This is a genomic window from Enterococcus innesii, from assembly GCF_022846515.1.
Taxonomy (GTDB): Bacteria; Bacillota; Bacilli; order Lactobacillales; family Enterococcaceae; genus Enterococcus_D; species Enterococcus_D innesii.
Map to the genome: position 1 here is coordinate 1,906,660 of NZ_AP025635.1, position 18,293 is coordinate 1,924,952.

At 45.0% G+C, this 18,293-nt stretch carries 21 protein-coding genes and 1 riboswitch; of the genes, 4 read left to right on the forward strand and 17 right to left on the reverse strand.

Annotated elements, in window-relative coordinates; translation table 11 throughout:
- Positions 1-40 precede the first annotated feature (40 nt).
- On the reverse strand, positions 41-757 hold the full coding sequence (locus ENLAB_RS08865; RefSeq protein ID WP_005230283.1) for a class A sortase: 717 nt from the start codon (positions 755-757) through the stop codon (positions 41-43).
- A gap of 231 nt (positions 758-988) precedes the next feature.
- On the opposite strand from ENLAB_RS08865, the gene ENLAB_RS08870 reads away from it, so the two are divergent.
- A complete protein-coding gene (locus ENLAB_RS08870; protein ID WP_005232973.1) occupies positions 989-1,777 on the forward strand; it encodes a hypothetical protein in 789 nt (262 codons plus the stop codon).
- A 54-nt stretch (positions 1,778-1,831) separates the two neighbouring features.
- Here ENLAB_RS08870 and thiT read toward each other — a convergent pair whose 3' ends face one another.
- The 7 genes from thiT to ENLAB_RS08905 all read right to left on the reverse strand — a co-directional run bounded on the left by thiT (position 1,832) and on the right by ENLAB_RS08905 (position 8,800).
- Positions 1,832-2,404, reverse strand: a complete 573-nt coding sequence (gene thiT, locus ENLAB_RS08875; RefSeq protein ID WP_236598553.1) for an energy-coupled thiamine transporter ThiT — start codon at positions 2,402-2,404, stop codon at positions 1,832-1,834.
- Positions 2,405-2,455: 51 nt separating this feature from the next.
- Positions 2,456-2,557, reverse strand: a riboswitch (TPP riboswitch).
- A 181-nt stretch (positions 2,558-2,738) separates the two neighbouring features.
- Positions 2,739-3,713 carry a ribose-phosphate diphosphokinase gene (locus ENLAB_RS08880; RefSeq protein WP_005230276.1) on the reverse strand — a complete coding sequence of 325 codons (975 nt, stop codon included), beginning with the start codon at positions 3,711-3,713 and terminating at the stop codon, positions 2,739-2,741.
- A gap of 116 nt (positions 3,714-3,829) precedes the next feature.
- Entirely contained in the window at positions 3,830-5,203 is a 1,374-nt protein-coding gene (glmU, locus tag ENLAB_RS08885) for a bifunctional UDP-N-acetylglucosamine diphosphorylase/glucosamine-1-phosphate N-acetyltransferase GlmU (protein ID WP_081119206.1), read from the reverse strand.
- Positions 5,204-5,380: 177 nt separating this feature from the next.
- Positions 5,381-6,205, reverse strand: coding sequence for a pur operon repressor (purR, locus tag ENLAB_RS08890; RefSeq protein WP_005230273.1), 825 nt, complete (start codon positions 6,203-6,205; stop codon positions 5,381-5,383).
- Positions 6,206-6,356: 151 nt separating this feature from the next.
- Positions 6,357-7,187 carry a metal ABC transporter permease gene (locus tag ENLAB_RS08895; protein WP_005230272.1) on the reverse strand — a complete coding sequence of 277 codons (831 nt, stop codon included), beginning with the start codon at positions 7,185-7,187 and terminating at the stop codon, positions 6,357-6,359.
- Entirely contained in the window at positions 7,160-7,840 is a 681-nt protein-coding gene (locus ENLAB_RS08900; RefSeq protein ID WP_081119207.1) for a metal ABC transporter ATP-binding protein, read from the reverse strand. The genes ENLAB_RS08895 and ENLAB_RS08900 overlap by 28 nt, the downstream gene beginning before the upstream one ends.
- 12 nt (positions 7,841-7,852) lie before the next feature.
- The gene (locus ENLAB_RS08905) at positions 7,853-8,800 is read right to left on the reverse strand and encodes a metal ABC transporter substrate-binding protein (RefSeq protein WP_139789555.1); all 948 of its coding nucleotides are present in this window, start codon (positions 8,798-8,800) and stop codon (positions 7,853-7,855) included.
- Between the two features lie 306 nt (positions 8,801-9,106).
- On the opposite strand from ENLAB_RS08905, the gene ENLAB_RS08910 reads away from it, so the two are divergent.
- Complete coding sequence (locus ENLAB_RS08910) at positions 9,107-9,286, forward strand: hypothetical protein (RefSeq protein ID WP_081119209.1); 180 nt, start codon at positions 9,107-9,109, stop codon at positions 9,284-9,286.
- 179 nt (positions 9,287-9,465) lie between these two features.
- On the opposite strand, the gene ispE is transcribed toward ENLAB_RS08910, so the two are convergent.
- Positions 9,466-10,317 (reverse strand): 4-(cytidine 5'-diphospho)-2-C-methyl-D-erythritol kinase, encoded by an 852-nt coding sequence (ispE, locus tag ENLAB_RS08915; RefSeq protein ID WP_034878197.1) that lies wholly within the window; start codon positions 10,315-10,317, stop codon positions 9,466-9,468.
- 174 nt (positions 10,318-10,491) lie between these two features.
- On the opposite strand from ispE, the gene ENLAB_RS08920 reads away from it, so the two are divergent.
- On the forward strand, positions 10,492-10,899 hold the full coding sequence (locus ENLAB_RS08920; RefSeq protein ID WP_077454126.1) for an Hsp20/alpha crystallin family protein: 408 nt from the start codon (positions 10,492-10,494) through the stop codon (positions 10,897-10,899).
- A gap of 57 nt (positions 10,900-10,956) precedes the next feature.
- Here ENLAB_RS08920 and ENLAB_RS08925 read toward each other — a convergent pair whose 3' ends face one another.
- The 3 genes from ENLAB_RS08925 to ENLAB_RS08935 form a co-directional block, all read right to left on the reverse strand.
- Positions 10,957-11,712, reverse strand: coding sequence for a DUF6681 family protein (locus ENLAB_RS08925; protein WP_081119210.1), 756 nt, complete (start codon positions 11,710-11,712; stop codon positions 10,957-10,959).
- 8 nt (positions 11,713-11,720) lie between these two features.
- Positions 11,721-12,155 (reverse strand): superantigen-like protein SSL4, encoded by a 435-nt coding sequence (locus ENLAB_RS08930; RefSeq protein ID WP_077454124.1) that lies wholly within the window; start codon positions 12,153-12,155, stop codon positions 11,721-11,723.
- Between the two features lie 181 nt (positions 12,156-12,336).
- On the reverse strand, positions 12,337-12,888 hold the full coding sequence (locus ENLAB_RS08935) for a hypothetical protein (protein ID WP_081119213.1): 552 nt from the start codon (positions 12,886-12,888) through the stop codon (positions 12,337-12,339).
- A 125-nt stretch (positions 12,889-13,013) separates the two neighbouring features.
- Here ENLAB_RS08935 and ENLAB_RS08940 point away from each other — a divergent pair, with 125 nt between their 5' ends.
- Positions 13,014-13,526 carry a type 1 glutamine amidotransferase domain-containing protein gene (locus ENLAB_RS08940; RefSeq protein ID WP_081119214.1) on the forward strand — a complete coding sequence of 171 codons (513 nt, stop codon included), beginning with the start codon at positions 13,014-13,016 and terminating at the stop codon, positions 13,524-13,526.
- Between the two features lie 137 nt (positions 13,527-13,663).
- Here the strand turns inward: ENLAB_RS08940 and ENLAB_RS08945 are convergent, their stop codons facing one another.
- The 5 genes from ENLAB_RS08945 to ENLAB_RS08965 all read right to left on the reverse strand — a co-directional run bounded on the left by ENLAB_RS08945 (position 13,664) and on the right by ENLAB_RS08965 (position 18,285).
- Positions 13,664-13,963 carry a hypothetical protein gene (locus ENLAB_RS08945; RefSeq protein ID WP_081119215.1) on the reverse strand — a complete coding sequence of 100 codons (300 nt, stop codon included), beginning with the start codon at positions 13,961-13,963 and terminating at the stop codon, positions 13,664-13,666.
- Positions 13,964-14,138: 175 nt separating this feature from the next.
- Entirely contained in the window at positions 14,139-15,287 is a 1,149-nt protein-coding gene (locus tag ENLAB_RS08950; protein WP_081119216.1) for a mannitol-1-phosphate 5-dehydrogenase, read from the reverse strand.
- A gap of 22 nt (positions 15,288-15,309) precedes the next feature.
- Positions 15,310-15,747, reverse strand: coding sequence for a PTS mannitol transporter subunit IIA (locus tag ENLAB_RS08955; RefSeq protein WP_005230254.1), 438 nt, complete (start codon positions 15,745-15,747; stop codon positions 15,310-15,312).
- A 15-nt stretch (positions 15,748-15,762) separates the two neighbouring features.
- Complete coding sequence (locus ENLAB_RS08960; protein ID WP_086291446.1) at positions 15,763-17,535, reverse strand: PTS mannitol transporter subunit IIBC; 1,773 nt, start codon at positions 17,533-17,535, stop codon at positions 15,763-15,765.
- A 315-nt stretch (positions 17,536-17,850) separates the two neighbouring features.
- Positions 17,851-18,285: a PTS mannitol transporter subunit IIA gene (locus ENLAB_RS08965; RefSeq protein ID WP_016612038.1), complete on the reverse strand. Its 435-nt coding sequence runs from the start codon at positions 18,283-18,285 to the stop codon at positions 17,851-17,853.
- Positions 18,286-18,293 lie beyond the last annotated feature (8 nt).

Sequence of the window (18,293 nt, forward strand, 5' to 3'; positions counted from 1 at the left end):
TGACACGCCGGCTGCCGTACCACTCGAGCTATTCTTTTGATTAAAATGTTCGTTGTGCCATGTTGAATGCTGCCAACATCTCATCCGTGGCTTCATCGACTGGCGTCACAGATTCCAAATCACCTTGGATCACACGACGGGTGACACCGCCCATTTCGCCACAGGTGATCAGCGTGATCATTTTGCGGCCTTCTACTTCGTCAAGCAAATAGACATCGGTCGGATCGACCCGCACAGAAGAAGTCGCGGTATACGTGTAAATATTTTCCAGATCGGTCACATAGATAGCCGCCCCAATGGCGACATCATCCAATGGCGTAAACAAAAGCTCTGGCGATTGGGCGCGATGGCTGGCTAGTGCGTAATTGCCTTCCCCCATTTTTTGGGTGGGACTTAACGTACCAGCACCATACAGCAAGGCCTCGTTGGCCAAGCCTTTAAAAATCGGCAGATTGATCCCCACACTAGGAACCGCCACGCCGCCGATCACTGGCAAGGCTTTGTTGCTCAGCTGCGCCCGTAAGACTGCTTCTGAACTTGCCGGCTCCACGGCATCAAAATCAAAGGTCGCTTCCGCTTCCATATTTTTTTCCACATCACTGCGATCAATGGTGCCGACTGCGTATGCTTCACCTGTTTGTTTAATAAAATAATTTTTGATTTGATTATTAAAAATCAATGCTAAACCAATCAATAACAGCAAAAGCAAAAAGAGATTGCTCAGCCAATTTGAAAGTCTGCGTTTCTTTTTTCTCATAGGTTTTCGTCTCCATTAGTTTCTTCTTTTATCATACCAAAATCCTCATAAAGACGCCAATTTTGGCCAGTTTTTTTACGAAAAGACAAGATTTGCCTTTTTTTGTCGAAAAAGGGAACTTAAAAATTGTTTTTTCTGTTATTTTGTAATATAACTTTAAACGAAAAGATACAAGCAATTTTCAGCGCTTTGTTGTAGAATGAACTTAGTAGATAGGAGGGATCGATCGGCATGTCTAACACGATTTACGTACATATTGATACAACCAGCAATGCCGTCTTGACCCGCGGGCTTGCCCCCCAAGATTTTAACAAGAGCATTGTCCATCAGCCCAAGAATCTGCTCTTGCTTGATCCTTCCAGTGATTTCGGCGAATTCGACGGTCATACGGGCTTAAAAGTCATTCGTGGAATGGAAGATGTCCAACTGTTTTTTCAGCAGATCAACAAAGGTCGTATTGCTGAAGAAATGAAGTGGATCGATTTTAACGATTACGAGATGGTCAAAGAATTGACGCCTTTAGAGATCTCCGAATTGTTATATTTTGGCCACATGAAGACACACCTCCACTCCCCTTTCTTTTACAAACTGCAAAATAACTTTGTTTTCTTTGACTTAAAAGATGCACGTTCCCGTGTTTATTATCGCTATTTAGATGAATATTACCGGATCTTGGCGGATCGGATCACCCGCATCGTCTTAGAAAAAATCAATGATCGCCTCTCCTTTTTTAAAAAAGCAACACCGGTTGAAAAGCTCGATTTTAATTTGCTGAAAGAATTGCGGGGAATCATGCAAGAAGGCATCGTCTTCTGTCTGACACAAGAGCAACTGATCGATAAAACTTATACGATCCCGATCTATCTGTCAGAAGATGCTGGCTTGAAAAGCACATTGGTCAATCAAAAAGAGTTAGATCAAATTGCAGTTTTGCGCTACTCAGCCAGCAAAAAAAACTGGTCGTTGGAAATTGATCAAGAAGATTTGGCTTTTGGCTTTTTCGACAAAAAAATGTCTTGATGCTTCTCTTTTTCAAAGAGCATCAAGACATTTTTTATGATTTCATTTCTAAAACTAAACTTTCGGCACAAATAATTTTGGAGCGGCCTTGACTAAGAGACCTAATACGACCCCTACATAAACGATATTGATGATGACCGATGACCCATTAAAGATCAAGGAATACAGATACGGACTTTGTCCTGGCGGTGCGTACATTCCCCAGACAAAAACCCCTGCCCAATAATGCCAAAACCAACGGCTAATCACCGCCACGATGCCCCCTAAGACGACATACCACGTAACGTTTTTGCTGTTTTGACGGATCGCTTGCTGGATTTTATTAGCAAACATGCCGCCCATCCCACCAAAAGCAAAGGCAAAGGGATATTCAAAGATGATCTGTGGAACGGTGATAAAGTTACGCATCGCACTACCAATCAAAATATTCAGCAAGCCCCACATAAATCCCGCCGTCATTCCCGGCAGCACCCCGCGACGATACGAATACAAGACCAAGGGCACGAGCCCTAGAGACAAGTCGATACTGGAATTGGCTGTCTGGATCGGGATATACGACAAGACGACCCCGATAGCAGCAATCATCGTTCCTTCCGTCCACACTTGCAGCGACATTTTTCGTTTCAAAAAAACTCCTCCTTTAGAATCATCACAATTCACAAAGGAGAAGTGTTAGACACTTCAACTCGTCACAATTCCTACGTTCGCATGATCGAAACAGGTACGAAGGGTTTAGAGTACTCTCATTCTCAGCCTTTGCAGACTCCCCTTTGTGATTAGATTCTATTTTATTTTTTGCTTGCGTTTCGCAAGTCACTTTCAAGAATACCATAAATTGGTGAAAAGAAACATGACTGCGATCGTTTTTTCTAAAAACATCCTGAAACTCCTCAGAAAAAAACAGCCAATGAGGGGCTAAAGACCGACCATTGGCTGTTGTTCTCATGCATATGAGACACGATTAAATTGATAATTTTGATTCAAACAGTGGACTTACTGGTTTGTTCTCATGGATTCGTTTGATCGCTTCGCCCATCAAGGCACCGACACTGATCTCATCGATTTTTTTCGACTTGCGGTCTTCTGGCAAGTGAATCGAATCTGTCACAACTAGATGCTCAATGGCCGAATCTTCGATCCGTTCCAAGGCAGGTCCTGACAAGACAGGGTGAGTACATGAGGCGTAAACACTTTTAGCTCCTGCTTGTTTCAACGCGTTCGCAGCCAATGTGATGGTACCCGCAGTATCGATCATATCGTCGATCAAGACACAAGTTTTGCCTTCAACATGACCAATGATATTCATGACTTCCGCTACGTTGGCTTTCGGACGACGTTTGTCGATGATCGCGATTGGTGACTTAAGAAACTCAGCTAATTTGCGGGCACGAGTCACGCCCCCGTGGTCTGGTGAAACAACGACGACATCATCGCCTTGAATGCCTCTTTCCAAGAAGTAGTTGGCGATCAATGGTGCACCCATCAAGTGGTCAACGGGGATATCAAAGAACCCTTGAATCTGTGAGGCATGCAAATCCAGTGTAACCATGCGGTTCGCACCGGCTTTTTCGATCATGTTTGCTACAAGTTTTGCGGTGATTGGTTCTCTTGATCGCGCTTTGCGGTCTTGTCTTGCATAACCATAATAAGGCATTACTACATTGATCGTCTTCGCACTGGCGCGCTTCAAAGCATCGATCATGATCAGCAATTCCATTAGGTTATCGTTTACAGGGCTGCTGGTTGATTGAATCACGTAGACGTGGGCACCACGAATACTTTCTTCAATATTCACTTGGATTTCACCATCGCTAAATTGTTTGACTGAACACTTACCTAATTCAACACCTACTGCAGCTGCGATTTTTTCCGCCAAAGGACGATTTGAGTTCAGAGAAAAAATCTTCAATCTTGGATCAAAATAATGATTTGACATGAGAACCTCCACTTTCTTTGCGTTCATCTAGAAAAAAATGACTCCTTTTTACTAGAATCTTCTTCCTAATAAATAGTAGTCATTTTTCCTTAAGAAATCAAGTCATTTCGCTATTTCTAATTTAGATAAGGCAACTTTTTCGCGTAATCCGCTTTATTTTCCTGACGGGCGCGGGCAATCGCCATACTGTGTTTAGGAACATCTTTGGTGATCGTTGAGCCAGCAGCGATCATCGTTTCCTCTTCGATGGTTAATGGCGCAACTAGATTGGAGCCAGAGCCGATAAAGCAATTGTCGCCGACAGTCGTTTTGAATTTGCTCTTGCCGTCATAATTAACAAAGACTACGCCGCAGCCGACATTGATGTTTTTGCCTAAGGTCGCATCGCCAACATAAGACAAGTGTCCGACTTTGGTGCCTTCACCAATCGTCGCATTTTTGACCTCCACAAAGTTACCGATATGGGCATGGGCCAAAATTTCCGCATGGGGACGAAGATGGGCATTAGGACCGACATCGGCGCCATCATGGATGATGCTCTCCTCGATCGTCGATGCCTTGATCGTCACTTGGTTGCCGATCTTGCTGTCTTCAATTTCAGAAGCTGCCGTAATGACACAATCTTCTCCGATCGTCGTCTTCCCTTTGATGATCACACCGGCTTCGATCAAGGTATCTGAACCAATCACAACGCCTTCGTCGATATAAGTCGTCGCCGGGTCGATCAAGGTCACGCCGTTTTGCATGTGCTGACGGTTGATCCGCTGGCGCATCAAGCGATTGGCTTCGGCTAAGGCGATGCGGTCGTTGACCCCTAAAGATTCATGGAAATCTTCGGTTTGATAAGCAGCGATGATTTTGCCGTCTTCCTTTAAGATCTCGATAATGTCAGTCAAATAGTACTCCCCTTGGGCATTGTCCGTATCTAATTTTGCCAAGGCGTCAAATAGCAATTCATTGTCGAAGCAATACGTTCCAGTATTGATTTCTTGGATCAACGCTTCTTCGGTCGACGCATCTTTTTGCTCAACGATTTTCTCCACGATACCGACATGATCCCGTACGATCCGGCCATAGCCCGTTGGATCTGCCGCTTGTGCCGTCAAGATCGTCGCCGATGCATTTTTCCCTTGATGGTAATCGAACAAGTTATTCAAGGTTTCCGTCGTCAATAACGGCGTATCCCCACTAATTACTAAGGTCGTGCCTTTTTTGCCCTTTAAAAATGATTCGGCTTGAACGACAGCGTGACCGGTACCTAATTGTTCGGCTTGTAAGGCGTAATTGGTGCGATCCCCCAGTTGCTCCTTGACCATTTCCGCCCCGTGACCAACGATCGTCACGATCTCTTCAGGATTTGTTTCCACCACTCGGTTCATGATGTGCTCCACCATTGGCTTACCGCAAACCGGATGTAACACTTTATATAACTTCGATTTCATGCGCGTGCCTTTTCCAGCCGCTAAAATTATTGCAAAACGTGCGTCCACGTATTCCACTCCTATCAATCTGAAGGATTTTTATTCATTGAATTTCCTATAAACAGTTTAGCCCAAGTACTTGTAAATTTCAACGATTTAAGGAATCGCCACCTAGACCAATCAAAAAAAGACTGGCAGCCGCCGTTTTAAAAACAGCTGCTTGCGCCAGTCTAAGAGCCACAAAAATCAGGCTTTTTTCTCAAAATAATTTCCCGGTACTACCGAGATCGTTTTGGTCTGGGTATCGACATCTTCAACATAAAGCAGAGAGCTGTAATCGCTGATGGCCCGCTTGCCTTTGAATTTCGTTTCGGCAAAAACCGTAATACCGACTAATTCGGCCTCAAATTCTTCAATCAAGCTCTTCATCCCATTGACCGTGCCGCCGCCTTTCATAAAGTCATCAACCACCAATACTCTAGAGCCGCGCTTTAAGCTGCGTTTGGATAATTCCATTTTTTCGATGCGCTCTGAAGAACCAGAGACATAATTGACACTCACGGTCGAGCCTTCAGTGATCTTGGAATCACGACGCACGATCACGAAGGGAACATTCAAGTAGTAAGAGACTGCTTGAGCGATCGGCACTCCTTTAGTAGCAACGGTCATCACCGCATCGATTTGTTCGCCTAAATATTTGGAAGCGATGATGCGGCCGACTTGGCGCAGCAATTCCGGTTCGCCTAATAAGTCAGATAGATAAACATAGCCGCCAGGCAACAAACGGTCTTGCTCAGACAAGCGTTCTGCCAGCCCTTCGACGTACGCATACGCTTCTTCTTCAGAAATTTCAGGCACAAAAAAAACACCGCCAGCAGCGCCTGGCACGGTATCAAGAATGCCTGTTCCTCGTTCTTTAAAGGTCTTTTTGATAATAGATAAATCTTCGCTAATCGATGATTTTGCAGAGGCATATCGTTTAGAAAAGAAGGACAATGAAATCAATTCATGGGGATGATTCAACAAGTAATGTGTCATATCGATCAGTCGTTCACTTCGACGTATTTTCACACCGGACAACTCCTTTAGTTTATTCGCCTTATTATAAGGCTTTTTCGGGATAAATGCGAGCATTATCTGAAATATTGCTTATATTGTTCGGTTTTGATTAGAGTTTAAAAAAAAGAAACGAAAATTCTTCGTTTCTTTTTCATAAAGCCCTTTATTTGAGGCGCTGTTTTCGTTGCACGAGGATCACGATGCGTTTGATCAAATTGATCACTAAGAAAAGAGCGATAAAAACCAGCGTGATCGTCGCTCCCGGTGGTGTGTCCAAATAAAAGGAACTGGTCAAACCAGACATCATCCCAATCATGCCGATCACGACACTGATCAAAATCACCGCGTTGAAGCTTTTGCCTAAACGCATACTGATGGCAGCTGGTAAAACCATGATCGCAGAGATCAGCAATGCGCCCGCAATCGGGATCATCATAGCGATTGCCACCCCCGTCAAGACATTAAAGAGCATCGACATCACTCGCACAGGCAAGCCATCGACATGGGCGGTATCTTCATCAAAGGTCAAAATGTACATGGGCCGTTTGAATAAGAAAAATAAAGCAAAAACGACTAAAAACAAAAAGCCTAAGATCCAGACTTGTTCTTGTGTGATCGTAACGATCGACCCAAACAAATACGATTGGATACTCGTTGCGGAGTTCCCACCGCTAAGGTTCATCAAGACGAGGGCTAACGCTAAGCCACCGGACATCAAAATGGCGATCGAGATCTCTGAATAACTGCGGTACAGCGTTCGCAAATATTCCAAAATGATTGCGGCAATGACTACGATCAATAGCGTCGTCAAACTGGGATTTAGATTTAGAAAGAAGCCTAGTGCCACCCCTGCTAAAGAGACATGGGACAGCGTATCAGCCATCAATGACTGTCGTCGAATCACCAGAAAGACCCCCAGCATCGGTGCGATACCGGCAATAAAAATCGCCGCAAGAAAAGCTCTTCTCATGAATTCATATGAAAGCAGCGCCATGGTGAATCCTCCTTCCGCACTAAACGGATCTGACGGTCCGCATATTCTTTGATATCTTCGTGATCATGGGTGATCATCAAAATCGACTTGCCATGGTCATGAGCATTGTGTCGCAGCAGTTCATAAAACAGATTGCGGGATTGTTCATCCATCCCCGTGGTTGGTTCATCTAAAATAAATAAATCAGGATCCGTGGCAAAGACCCGTGCCAAGCTGATCCGTTGTTTTTGGCCACCGGACAACTCACCGATCCGTTTATTACGCACGTCCCACATCCCGACGGCATCTAATGCACGGCGGACATGTTCATGGTCTCGTTTCGTCAGTCGCTTGAACCAGCGGTCTCTTGGGTAGCGGCCTGATTGGACCAATTCCAAAACGGTGCTGGGGAACCCGACATTAAAGGAAGCAATCTGCTGAGGAATGTAGCCGATGCTTAATTTTTCACCAGCGGCATTCTTGGTCGCCAAGGTGACTGCTCCTTTAGAAGGTTTCAACAAACCAAGGGTTGCTTTGATCAAAGTAGATTTTGCCGCCCCATTTTCGCCGGTCAAAATCACGAATTCGCCGTCTTCAACAAAGTAAGAAATGTCTTCCAAGACGGGCTCATCGTCATAATAAAAGGTCAAATCTTTTACATCGATATAACGCACGCAGGCGCCTCCTTAGTGAATACTTTTTTGTAATGCTGCCAAATTGTCTTCCATTACAGACAGGTATGTTTCGCCGTTATCCATCTGCGCTTGCGTCAAGCTTTCTAATGGATTCAAGACCGCCAGCTCCACTCCTGTTTCAGAGGCTAAGGTCTCAGCCACCTTCGATGACGCGTTTTCTTCAAAATAGATAACTTTGACTTGCTTTTCTTCTACATATTCTTTCAGCTCAGCCAAACGACTTGGCGTTGGTTCTTGATCGGGTGAAATGCCCGAAATCGATTCTTCGACTAAATTATACTGCCGTGCCAAATAGCCAAAGGCTGCGTGCTGCGTAACGAAGGTCCGCTGAGTCGCATCCTTTAACGCCGCTTGGTAGGCTTCATCTAAAGCAGAAAGTTTTTCGATATAGGCAGCCGCATTTTCCGTGAAGGTTGCCTTTTGCTCAGGAAACTTCGCAATCAGGTCATCGCGGATCGTTTCTACTTCTTGGATCGCTAAGACTGGATCGGTCCAAACATGAGGGTCATACGTATGATCATGGCCTTCATGGCTGTCTTCATCCTCGTGACCATGCTCTTCCTCTGTGCCTTCCACCAACTGAATGTTTTTGGCCGCTTCAATCACTGCTGTTTGCTCAGGATCGACGGAATCCGTCAAACTAGCAACCCAAGTTTCTAGCTCAGGACTATTGTAGACAAAGGCATCTGCATCCATGATTTTGGTCATATCTTTGGCACTTGGCTCATAGTCATGAGGCTCGGTTCCTGCAGGGATCAACAAGGAGACCTCTGCTGCATCGCCTACAACTTCTTTCGTAAATTCGTACATTGGATAAAACGTCGTGACGATCGACAGCTTCTCGGTGTCACTCGATTGACTTGTCGCTTCTTGCTGCCCACAAGCGCCAAGAAGCACGCCCCCTAAAAGGAGTGCTATAGTAAGTAAGATTTTTTTCATCGGGATTTCCCCTTCCATTTGCTGGCTCTTCTTTTTATTTTAAAACGGAACAACTCCGTTTTGTTAGCAAAAGTTACTCTATCAAATGATTTCCGGTTCGTCAAGACAAATCGTACGTTTTACGATTTAAAACTTTTATTTCGAGATAAATCGGAAAACATAGGAGATAACGTTCATTTGAAGCGGATTCTTCTCTCAGAAACTTAGTTATATTTTACACCATTCGCCATGCGCCCCTACTGTGTCAGCTTGAAAAATTAGAGAGTATGTAGGATAATGATCTAAAAGCACTTGGAGGAAACGAAGATGAACGAATTTGTAACTGTGCCGCCAACTGTAACCAACAGTGAACTGCTGAATCGAATCGATTTACCGGAAGATCCTGCATCGCAACAAACCGAAGAAATCCGCAAAGCGATCGACAAATCATTGTACGAAGAAGACAAAAAGAAAAAATCCGCAAAGCAGCAGCACCAAAAAGAATAGCCTTTGCTTTACGTAAAGATTCAGACCCCGACGCCTTTTTTTCGTCGGGGTCTTTTCTGTAAGGCAGCTTCTAGATGCTTCCTCCCTACCTCAGCTGCCTTATTCTTTACTATTGAACTGGATTTTATAGAAGGAATGCAAAAAAACACAGGCGAATCCTGCCTGTGTCCTTGACTCATTCATTTCAATGTACGTACAAGATAAACCTCGTCACAGAACCCTTTTAAGGCATTGTAGACCCGCTGTGCCCGTGAATATTTTTGACAAAGAGCAAAAACAGTCGGTCCGCTGCCGGTCATCAAGGCAACATCGGCACCATATTTCATCATGCGATCTTTGATCTGTTGGACGATCGGATATTTTGGGATCGTGATGGCTTCTAGGCTATTGCCCATGGCAGCGATCATAGCCGAGTAGTCTTCGGCTAAGACGGCGGCAGACAATGCTGCGATATCTGGATGGTGCAGTTGGTCTAGCTCGACTTCTTGAAAGATTTTCCCCGTTGAAACACTCAGACGAGGTTTGACTAAGATGACCCAACATTGCGGCATCGGCCGCAGCGGCGTCACCAGCTCCCCTTTTCCTGCAATATGAGCAGTGGTCCCATACAGACAATAGGGAACATCGGTACCAACTTCCATACCAATATCGATCAGCTCTGCCATGGAAAGATCCAAGTCCCAAAGGCGAACCATCCCCCGCAACGCTGCCGCACAATCCGTACTGCCACCACCTAACCCAGCTGCCACCGGGATATTCTTGGTGATGCGAATGCGGATGCCTTTTTTGATACCATAGCGTTTTTTTAAAATACTGGCGGCCTGATAGACATTATTGCGTTTATCGATTGGTAAAAAAGCTTTGTTGGTTTCTACAATGATCTTATCTTCTGCTATCTCTTCCATTATCAGACGGTCGGCTAGATCAACACTAGACATCACCATTTCCAACTCATGGTAACCGTCTGTTCTTTTCTCTAACACATCGAGACCGAGGTTGATCTTAGCTGGCGCTTTTTCAATAATCTCCATCTTCATTCATCCAATCATCTGATAGTTATTTAGTTCTATCATAGCAGATTCTTATAAGATAGTTGAGTGATTTCTCTTGTTTTTGTGATTGTTGCCATTTTGGTTGCCCTTTGGCTTGGTTCCTCGTAAAATAGAGGTACCAACTCAATAGATAAAAGAAAGCGGGGGAACCACATGGCAAATTTGATTCCAAGAGATTTAGCAGGCGGCGAAGAACTATTAGGCAAATTAATGAACAGTTTTTGGCAAGAACGGCAAATGAACACGGACATTAAAGAGTACGAAGACAAGTATCTCGTTCAAGCAGATTTACCCGGCATCAAGAAAGAAAACATCCGCGTCAGTTACGTCAACAATACCTTGACGATTTCAGCGGCTCAAACAGAGACCACTGAAACCGAGGATGATTTCGGACATTATTTGCGCAAAGAACGCTCTAGCAGTGCCTATCAACGGACCTTCACCATCACAGACATTGATGAAGAGTCCATTAAAGCAGTGTTTGAAGACGGCGTTTTGACCCTGACCTTACCGAAAGCTAGCTACAAAGACGCACCCGCAAAAAATATTCCGATCGAATAACCGAGATACCAAAAAGGCAGTCCCTTCAGAGAACGCTCTGGGGGGAACTGCCTTTTCTTATTTGCGTGCTTGTCGTCGATATGCCTGTCTTGAGGTCTGTGGTTCTTCTTCGGAGACCTCTTTTTTGACGTACAATTTCAAACTGTACGGTTCATGGTATTTGACATCGTTTTTGACAAAATCACCGCCAGTGATAAATAAGCCCACTGGCTCTAAAGGTTGCTTGCCGGTCCATTGAATCGTGCCGACTTTCGTCATCTCCGTGTAGCTGGTCCCGATCTGCAATACGTACACGTTTTTCCCTTGCTGTTTGACAAAATAGTAAGGGTACAAGGTATTTTTCGGAATCGTAAAGCCGTTGGATGACGGTTTAATCGCCAATTCTTCTTGAGCGATCAAAGTCTGCAAATGATTCGCCAATACTAGCTGATAGTCTTCTTCAAAATCGATCACTGCTTTTTCAGTCGTCAAACGATCAATGTCGGTGGTGCTGATAGTTTCCCCTTCAATATTGAAGACTTCATCCGGCAAGACTTTGACAAAGGTCTGAGTGACATCGAACTTCAGGTTTTTATTCAAGAAATAATAGAAGATATTCAGTACCCAGAAATAGACTAAGACCAAAAAGCCGATCGTATAAAGGATTGCTTGAAAATAGTTTTGGTTCGCAAACATTCCATAGACGATCCGCAAAATATACGCCGTTGGAATGATACTGAGGATGGTATAGGCGCGATTCAAGTATTTTGGACTGATGTCAAGATAGCCCAAAAATTTGTGGATGCCGTTGATTAAATCTAAAATAAGCGTCATTTTCTCACCTACTCATTTCCTTGATTCTCATCCATGATCACTTGCTGATCTGGCGTGGTTTCTTCACTTGAAGAAGGCGTTTCTTGATTGTTTTCCGGTGTCGTCGGTGAAACACTCTCATCGCTTGATGGTGTCGTTTCTGTCGGCACCGAAGAAGACGGGGTCGTTTCTGGTGTTACTACTTCACTGCTGGATGACGGTGTTGTCTGCTGGTCATCGTTCGTCGGTTGTGAGTCCGTACTAGCAGGTGTTTGATTTTGACTGTCTTCCGTTATCGAAGACGGTGTGCTTTCACTTGGTGCTTGTTCGGTCGTTTCTGTCGTTTCCGTCGCACGACTTGGTTGGCGATAACTGCCTGAATTCACCACGCCGGTAGCAGTGGCAATGATCGTTGATATCGTTAAAAGTGCAATTGGTTTTAAAATAGGCGGGACTTTTCGCATGATTCTCATCCTTTTCTTACCCGATTCTGCCCATCTGCAGTCTCGGTTCCTTCAGCCTCTTCTTACCTTTATAATCGTTTCTGACAAAAGGGTCAAGATTCCCGAGGCTTCTGTCGCAGGATTTAAAAAAAACTAAACATGTAACTGTTTTCACAAAAAATAACGACGACAGTTGCCGCCGCTACACAAGGTATTCATAAAACTTTTCAAAGGTCAGTTGCAACGTGCCATGGTAATCCCGTAAAAGGGCGGGCAATGCGATCACTTCTTCATGTTGGATCGGGGCATCGATTTGGATCACCGCTTCTTCTTCATCCAGATAATAAGAACTAAACAGTTCATCATCAGCGACTTCTTCTAGCTGATTGGTCAGCTCTTCATAAAACTTTTCTACGATCGGTTCTGCCAACTCATCAAAGACCGGCTGCAAGGCTGCCTCTACAGCTGGAAAAGGCTGTGCGAGTAATTGCTGTCCGCTGAGAGAACGACGGGTATTCTCATAGGTCAAATAAAGCAGGTCGAAATAATCCTCTTCTTCCCCGATCGCTTCTAGCGTCAAAAGGGCTTTTTCTACCAATGAAACCAAGGCCGAGGATACCTCTTGATGCATCACCGCATCGACTTTTTCAAATAGTTGCTGTTTCTCGATGACAAATGTTTCTTCCATAAAAGTGAATTCCGCTTTTTCAAAGCAAAGGGGGGTATCAGAGATAAATAGTTGGATCGTTGCCATGGCGTTGCCTTCTTTCTTTTTCAAGCTGCGGACAAAACAGATGATTTGTCAACAGCGAAAATCTTCGTTAGCATAAATAATAGCAGGTGAACAAATTGTTCATCAAGTAATAAGGAGGAGATCGAATGAGTAAAGTTGCTGTTATTGTCACTGATCTAGTTGAAGATGTTGAATTGACGTCACCCAAAGAAGCACTGGAAGCGGCCGGACATGAAGTAGTCGTTATTAGTAATGAAGGCACCGAGACCGTAAAAGGCAAACAAGGTGGAACGTTTCCCGTCGATGCGGCCATCGATACGATCGATCCCACCAGTTTTGATGCTTTGTTGATCCCAGGCGGTTTCTCCCCTGACCAATTACGGACCGATGAGCGCTATGTGTCATTGACGAAAGACTTTTTGACATCTGATCGTCCCGTCTTTGCCATTTGCCACGGCCCACAACTGTTTATCCAAACAGGACTGACGAAAGATTTGACCTTGACGGCTTATGATTCTGTGCGACCAGATTTAGCCTACGCAGGTGCCACCGTCAAAGATGAGCCCGTCGTGATCGACGAAACTTATCGGTTGATCACCAGTCGGAACCCAGATGACTTAGATGCCTTCAATCAAGCGATTACTGAGGCATTGAACTAACCGCGAATAAGACGTGGTTTCTTTGATAGAAAAAAAGCCGCCAGTTGCAGCGTTCGATCCTTCGTATCGATCGAGTTGCAGCTGAGCGGTTTTTTTTTGCGTAGCTTTTCAGTTTTCAGTTCATGGCTCGTTTCCTGTTACTCGTCAGAGGGCAAGTCAAAACCATCGAAAGTCTCGCCATCATAGTAGCGCAATAATTCTTCCGTCGATAATAAGGAAGACGTCATTTCTTCCTGCGCCTCATTGACCTCTCGAAGTTGGGCAAGGTAAGCCGCGTAGGCTTCTGCCAACTGCCGATAAACAGCTTGCCGCGAAGTTCCTTCCCCTTGGATCGTCGGCAATTCACGGATAAAGGCCCGATAGACGGGACGGTTTTCCTGCCATTCGATCGGCAACTCAATTACTTGAAGCTGGGCTTCTTCAAACCATCGTTCCATTGCTCTCCCTCATTTCTTTTCTTATTATCGTCAAGTTGGCAGCAAAGGTCAATCGGTGAGCAAAAAAATACAGAACAAGCGCTGAAAGAAATTGACCTATCCGCAAAGGCTCACTTGTTGGGCTAGCTTTTACGGATGCGGCAATTTATCTGCTTGCTCTGTGTGTTACTCGTTTTTATGCGGCAACATACGCATATTTTTCAATGTTTTGTCGGATCGTTTCAATCATGTCTTCATCTTGCAAGCCAGTGATTTCTGCAATGACTTCCGGTAGTGACTTTTCATCCAAAAGTGCTTGTAACTGTTGGCTTTGCTCATCTTCAGGGTCTTTGTAGTTGAAGATCATGCCGATCGTTTCATAGAGATGATCTGGCTGCATGTTGCGTTTTTCTAACTCAAGGACTGGTCGGATAAAGCGTTCTTCGGTCCCTAATTTGCGGACAGGCGTCCGTGCCACCCGAGTGATGGCATCGGAAATGTGTTTGTTTTTAAAGCGTTGGATGATTTTTTCGATATACCGTTCATGTTCTTCAGGATCAAAGGCCCATTTCTCAATTAAAAGCCGGCCAGTTTCTTCGAGAACGGATTTTAATTGGATCACCACTAAATGATCCTGCATCGCTTCATCAATCGTCTGATAGCCTTGGAGCGCGCCTGTGTACGCTACCGTGGCATGACCCGTATTGACACTGAATAGTTTCCGTTCAATATACGGTTCCAGATCCGCCACATAATGGACCCCTTGCAGATGGATCGAGGATTTCATCCCTGTCTCTTGGATCACCCATTCGCAGAAGGGTTCTACTTGAACGAATAAGGGATCATCATGGTGCTGCAGCGGTACGATGCGGTCCACCGCTGCATCTGGAAAACCAACCGTCGCTTCCAACGCTGACCAATCCGCAACGTATTTTTGCACTTCGCTTTTTAAAAAGGTCGATCCGCCGATCATATTCTCACAGGCGATCACATCAATGGCTGGCTTGTCTGGGTATTGCTGACGTGCTTCTAAGCCTTTGGCGATCAGCTCAGCGATATGCGGCAAAATGTTGGGACCAATGGCGGTCGTAAGGATATCTGCCTCGGCGATCGCTTGGATCACCGCTTCTGGTTCTTTGGCATTGTTCAATCCCGTCACATGCTCGATGTGGATCTGTTCTTGGGTCTCATCGGCTAATTCGATCGTATACCCTTGTCTTGCTTTTAAGGCGTCAATGATCGTTTCATTGACATCAATAAATGTGATTTCAAAGTTGTTGGCAGCCAATATCTCGCCGATAAAGCCGCGACCAATATTACCTGCACCAAAGTGAACTGCCTTCATGTCTTGTCTCCTCCTTAAATCCTTATGCCACGGTCAAACTTTGGGCGATTTCTTCTTTATCTAAGGCATCCGCCAATTCGACAACGTTATCGATATCGCTGCAAAAGAGGGCGATTTGTTGGACCAATTGCAGATGATCTTCTCCTTTGCCCGCGATGCCGAAAAGGACGGTGACGATTTTTTCTTCGTCCGCGGTACCGAAATTCACGCCATCCGGCACTTGTACGATACAGATACCTGATTTTTTGACGTATTTTTTGGCTTCATCCGTACCGTGAGGAATCGCAATAAAGTTCCCCATATAGACTGAGAGCATCTCGTCACGCTCAAGCATGGCCTCGACATATTCTTTTTCTACACAGCCTGCCGCCAGCAGTTTTTCGCCGCAGTAACGAATGGCTTCTTCTTTGGTCGCAAATTGTTTGTTCAATTCAATCATGTCTTTTTCTAATACTTGCATTCGGCTCATCCTTTCTTAATTCGCTGCTTTGATCGATGCCACGATCCGTTGATAGTTCGTCGTTCCCATCAAATTATTGACGGATAGATGGATCGCTTCTGGCGCTGAGGTTTGCGCTTGTGGCGTTAAGGCTTCTTTCGTGATCACCAATGAAGAGGCGTTGGCATGGAGATCATTGATATGGCTTTTTCTGATCGGCATCGTCAGAGCTTCTTTGGCTAAAAGATCTTGGAAGACTTTCTGAGCCATCGTTGCCGAACCTTTGCGATCATCGTGGGCCAAAATGATTTCATTGACTTGCTTAAGGTCATTGGCGGAAGGAACATCTGCCTGGTTGCCTGCTTCAGACGTTTTTGCTGACTCCCCTGCTGTCTTAGTCCCTGACAATGTGGCTACGATTTCATCGTACCGTGGAGAGTTCAGGAAATTCTCAACCGCGACGAAGGTCGCATTTGGCGCTTTTTGTTTGGCACGTTCTTGCAATTCTTCTTGAGTGACGATCAGCGTATTGGCATCGTCCGTCAAATTGTTGATGGCGGAATTCGAGACATTTTGTGGAAGACCCGCTTCTTTGACTTTTTTACGTAAGATCGATGCCCCCATAGCACTGGAGCCCATGCCTGCATCACATGCGAAGATGATACGATTGATGCCAGTCATTGGTTGAGCCGCCAAGCCTTTAGCGCTGAGTTTTGCTGCTTGCGTTTGTTGTACTTTTTCTTCAAAATTATCCACTGTCTCCTTCGCATCCGCTTTCAAAATTGCGGCAGCGACGATAAAGGATACGCCTGCTCCTACGGCAATTCCGGCTAAGACAGAAACGACACTCATTACCGAGTTGAATGGCGTCATTGCTAAGATCGCAATGATCGAACCTGGTGAAGCAGGTGCCCGTAAGCCTGCACCTAGCAATTGGAAGGTAAAGCTTCCTGATACACCGCCGGCAATCACTGCTAAGAACATCAATGGTTTCATCATGACGTATGGGAAATAGATCTCATGGATCCCACCGATAAAGTGAATGATGATCGCTCCAGGTGCCGAAGATTTCGCTGCTCCTTTTCCGAAGAAAGTGAAGGCTAGCAAGACTCCTAAACCAGGTCCAGGATTAGCTTCTAATAAGTAAAGAATCGATTTCCCAAATTCGCTGACTTGCTCAGTACCTAGTGGTGTCAAAATTCCATGGTTGATGGCGTTGTTTAAGAATAGGATTTTTGCTGGTTCAATAAAAATATTGGCTAATGGAATCAAGTGGGCATTGACGATCACTTCTACCCCTGCTGCCATTGCTTCTGTCAAGGTGTTAACAACTGGCCCGATTGCTACAAAGCCCAGTAATGCTAAAGCAAAACCGATCAAACCTGATGAAAAGTTGTTGACCAACATTTCAAAGCCAGCGCGAACTTTGTCTTGGAAGATCTCGTCAAATTTCTTGATGACCCAACCGCCTAAAGGACCCATGATCATTGCACCCAATAGCATTGGGATATCCGTTCCGACGATGACCCCCATCGTTGCGATCGCCCCAACCACGGCTCCGCGGTCACCAGCAATCACTTTCCCGCCAGTATACCCAATCAAGATTGGGATCAAATACGTTAGCATTGGACCGACCATCGTTGCAAAGGCTTCATTTGGTAAATACCCATCTGGAATAAATAATGCCGTTAATACACCCCATGCAATCAATGCGCCGATATTCGGCATCACCATACTCGACAATGTACTGCCTAATTTTTGAACTTTTGCTTTTACTGATGATTTGGCTGCTTTTTGTGTCTGTTCCATTTTTTTCTCTCCTCTCGTCTGCTTACACCCTTATTGTAGGCGCTTCCCAAAACGGTCGAAAGTCGTACTTTGGCACAAAAAACTGTGCCAAAACTTGTAGCCAAACGGATAGAACAAAAAAAGGCGAGCAGCCCCTGCACTCGCTTATTTTTGTTCTGTTTCACGTGGAGCATTTCTATCTGGTTTTTGCCAAAACACAAAAAAAAACGTGTACCCGCTCCTTCTACACAAGGTAGAAAGAGCGAGCACACGGAGGCAGCTCATTCACTCATTTCGTTCGCTGCTCTTGTTACAAGCCAGTCTGCTGCTGATTGCTTATTCTTCTGCCAGCAAAATCTGTTGGATCTCTTCAACCGATTCGGCATCACTCAGCGCCCGAACATTTTGCATATCGGAACAAAAAAAGGCGATTTCTTGCAAAACAGCTAATTGCTGCTCTTTTAGGACGACTACGAAAAGGATCGTAGCGATTTTGGGTTGCTCCTTCGTGCCGAAGTCGACGCCATCCGGCACTTGGATCAAAAAGAGCCCTTCTTCCTTGATCCATTGCTGGGCTTCTTCTTCCCCATGGGGCAATGCAACAAAGTTACCGATGTAAACACCTGTTTTTTGATGGCGCCGCAAAAGGCTTTTGACATAAGGTAAAGAGACGATCTCCTGGTTGACTAAGTACTCGCCAATTTTTGTCAGGGCCTCTGTGGCATCGGTAAAGTGTTGATCCAACAAAATCCGCTCCTGTGGAATATACATCGCTGATC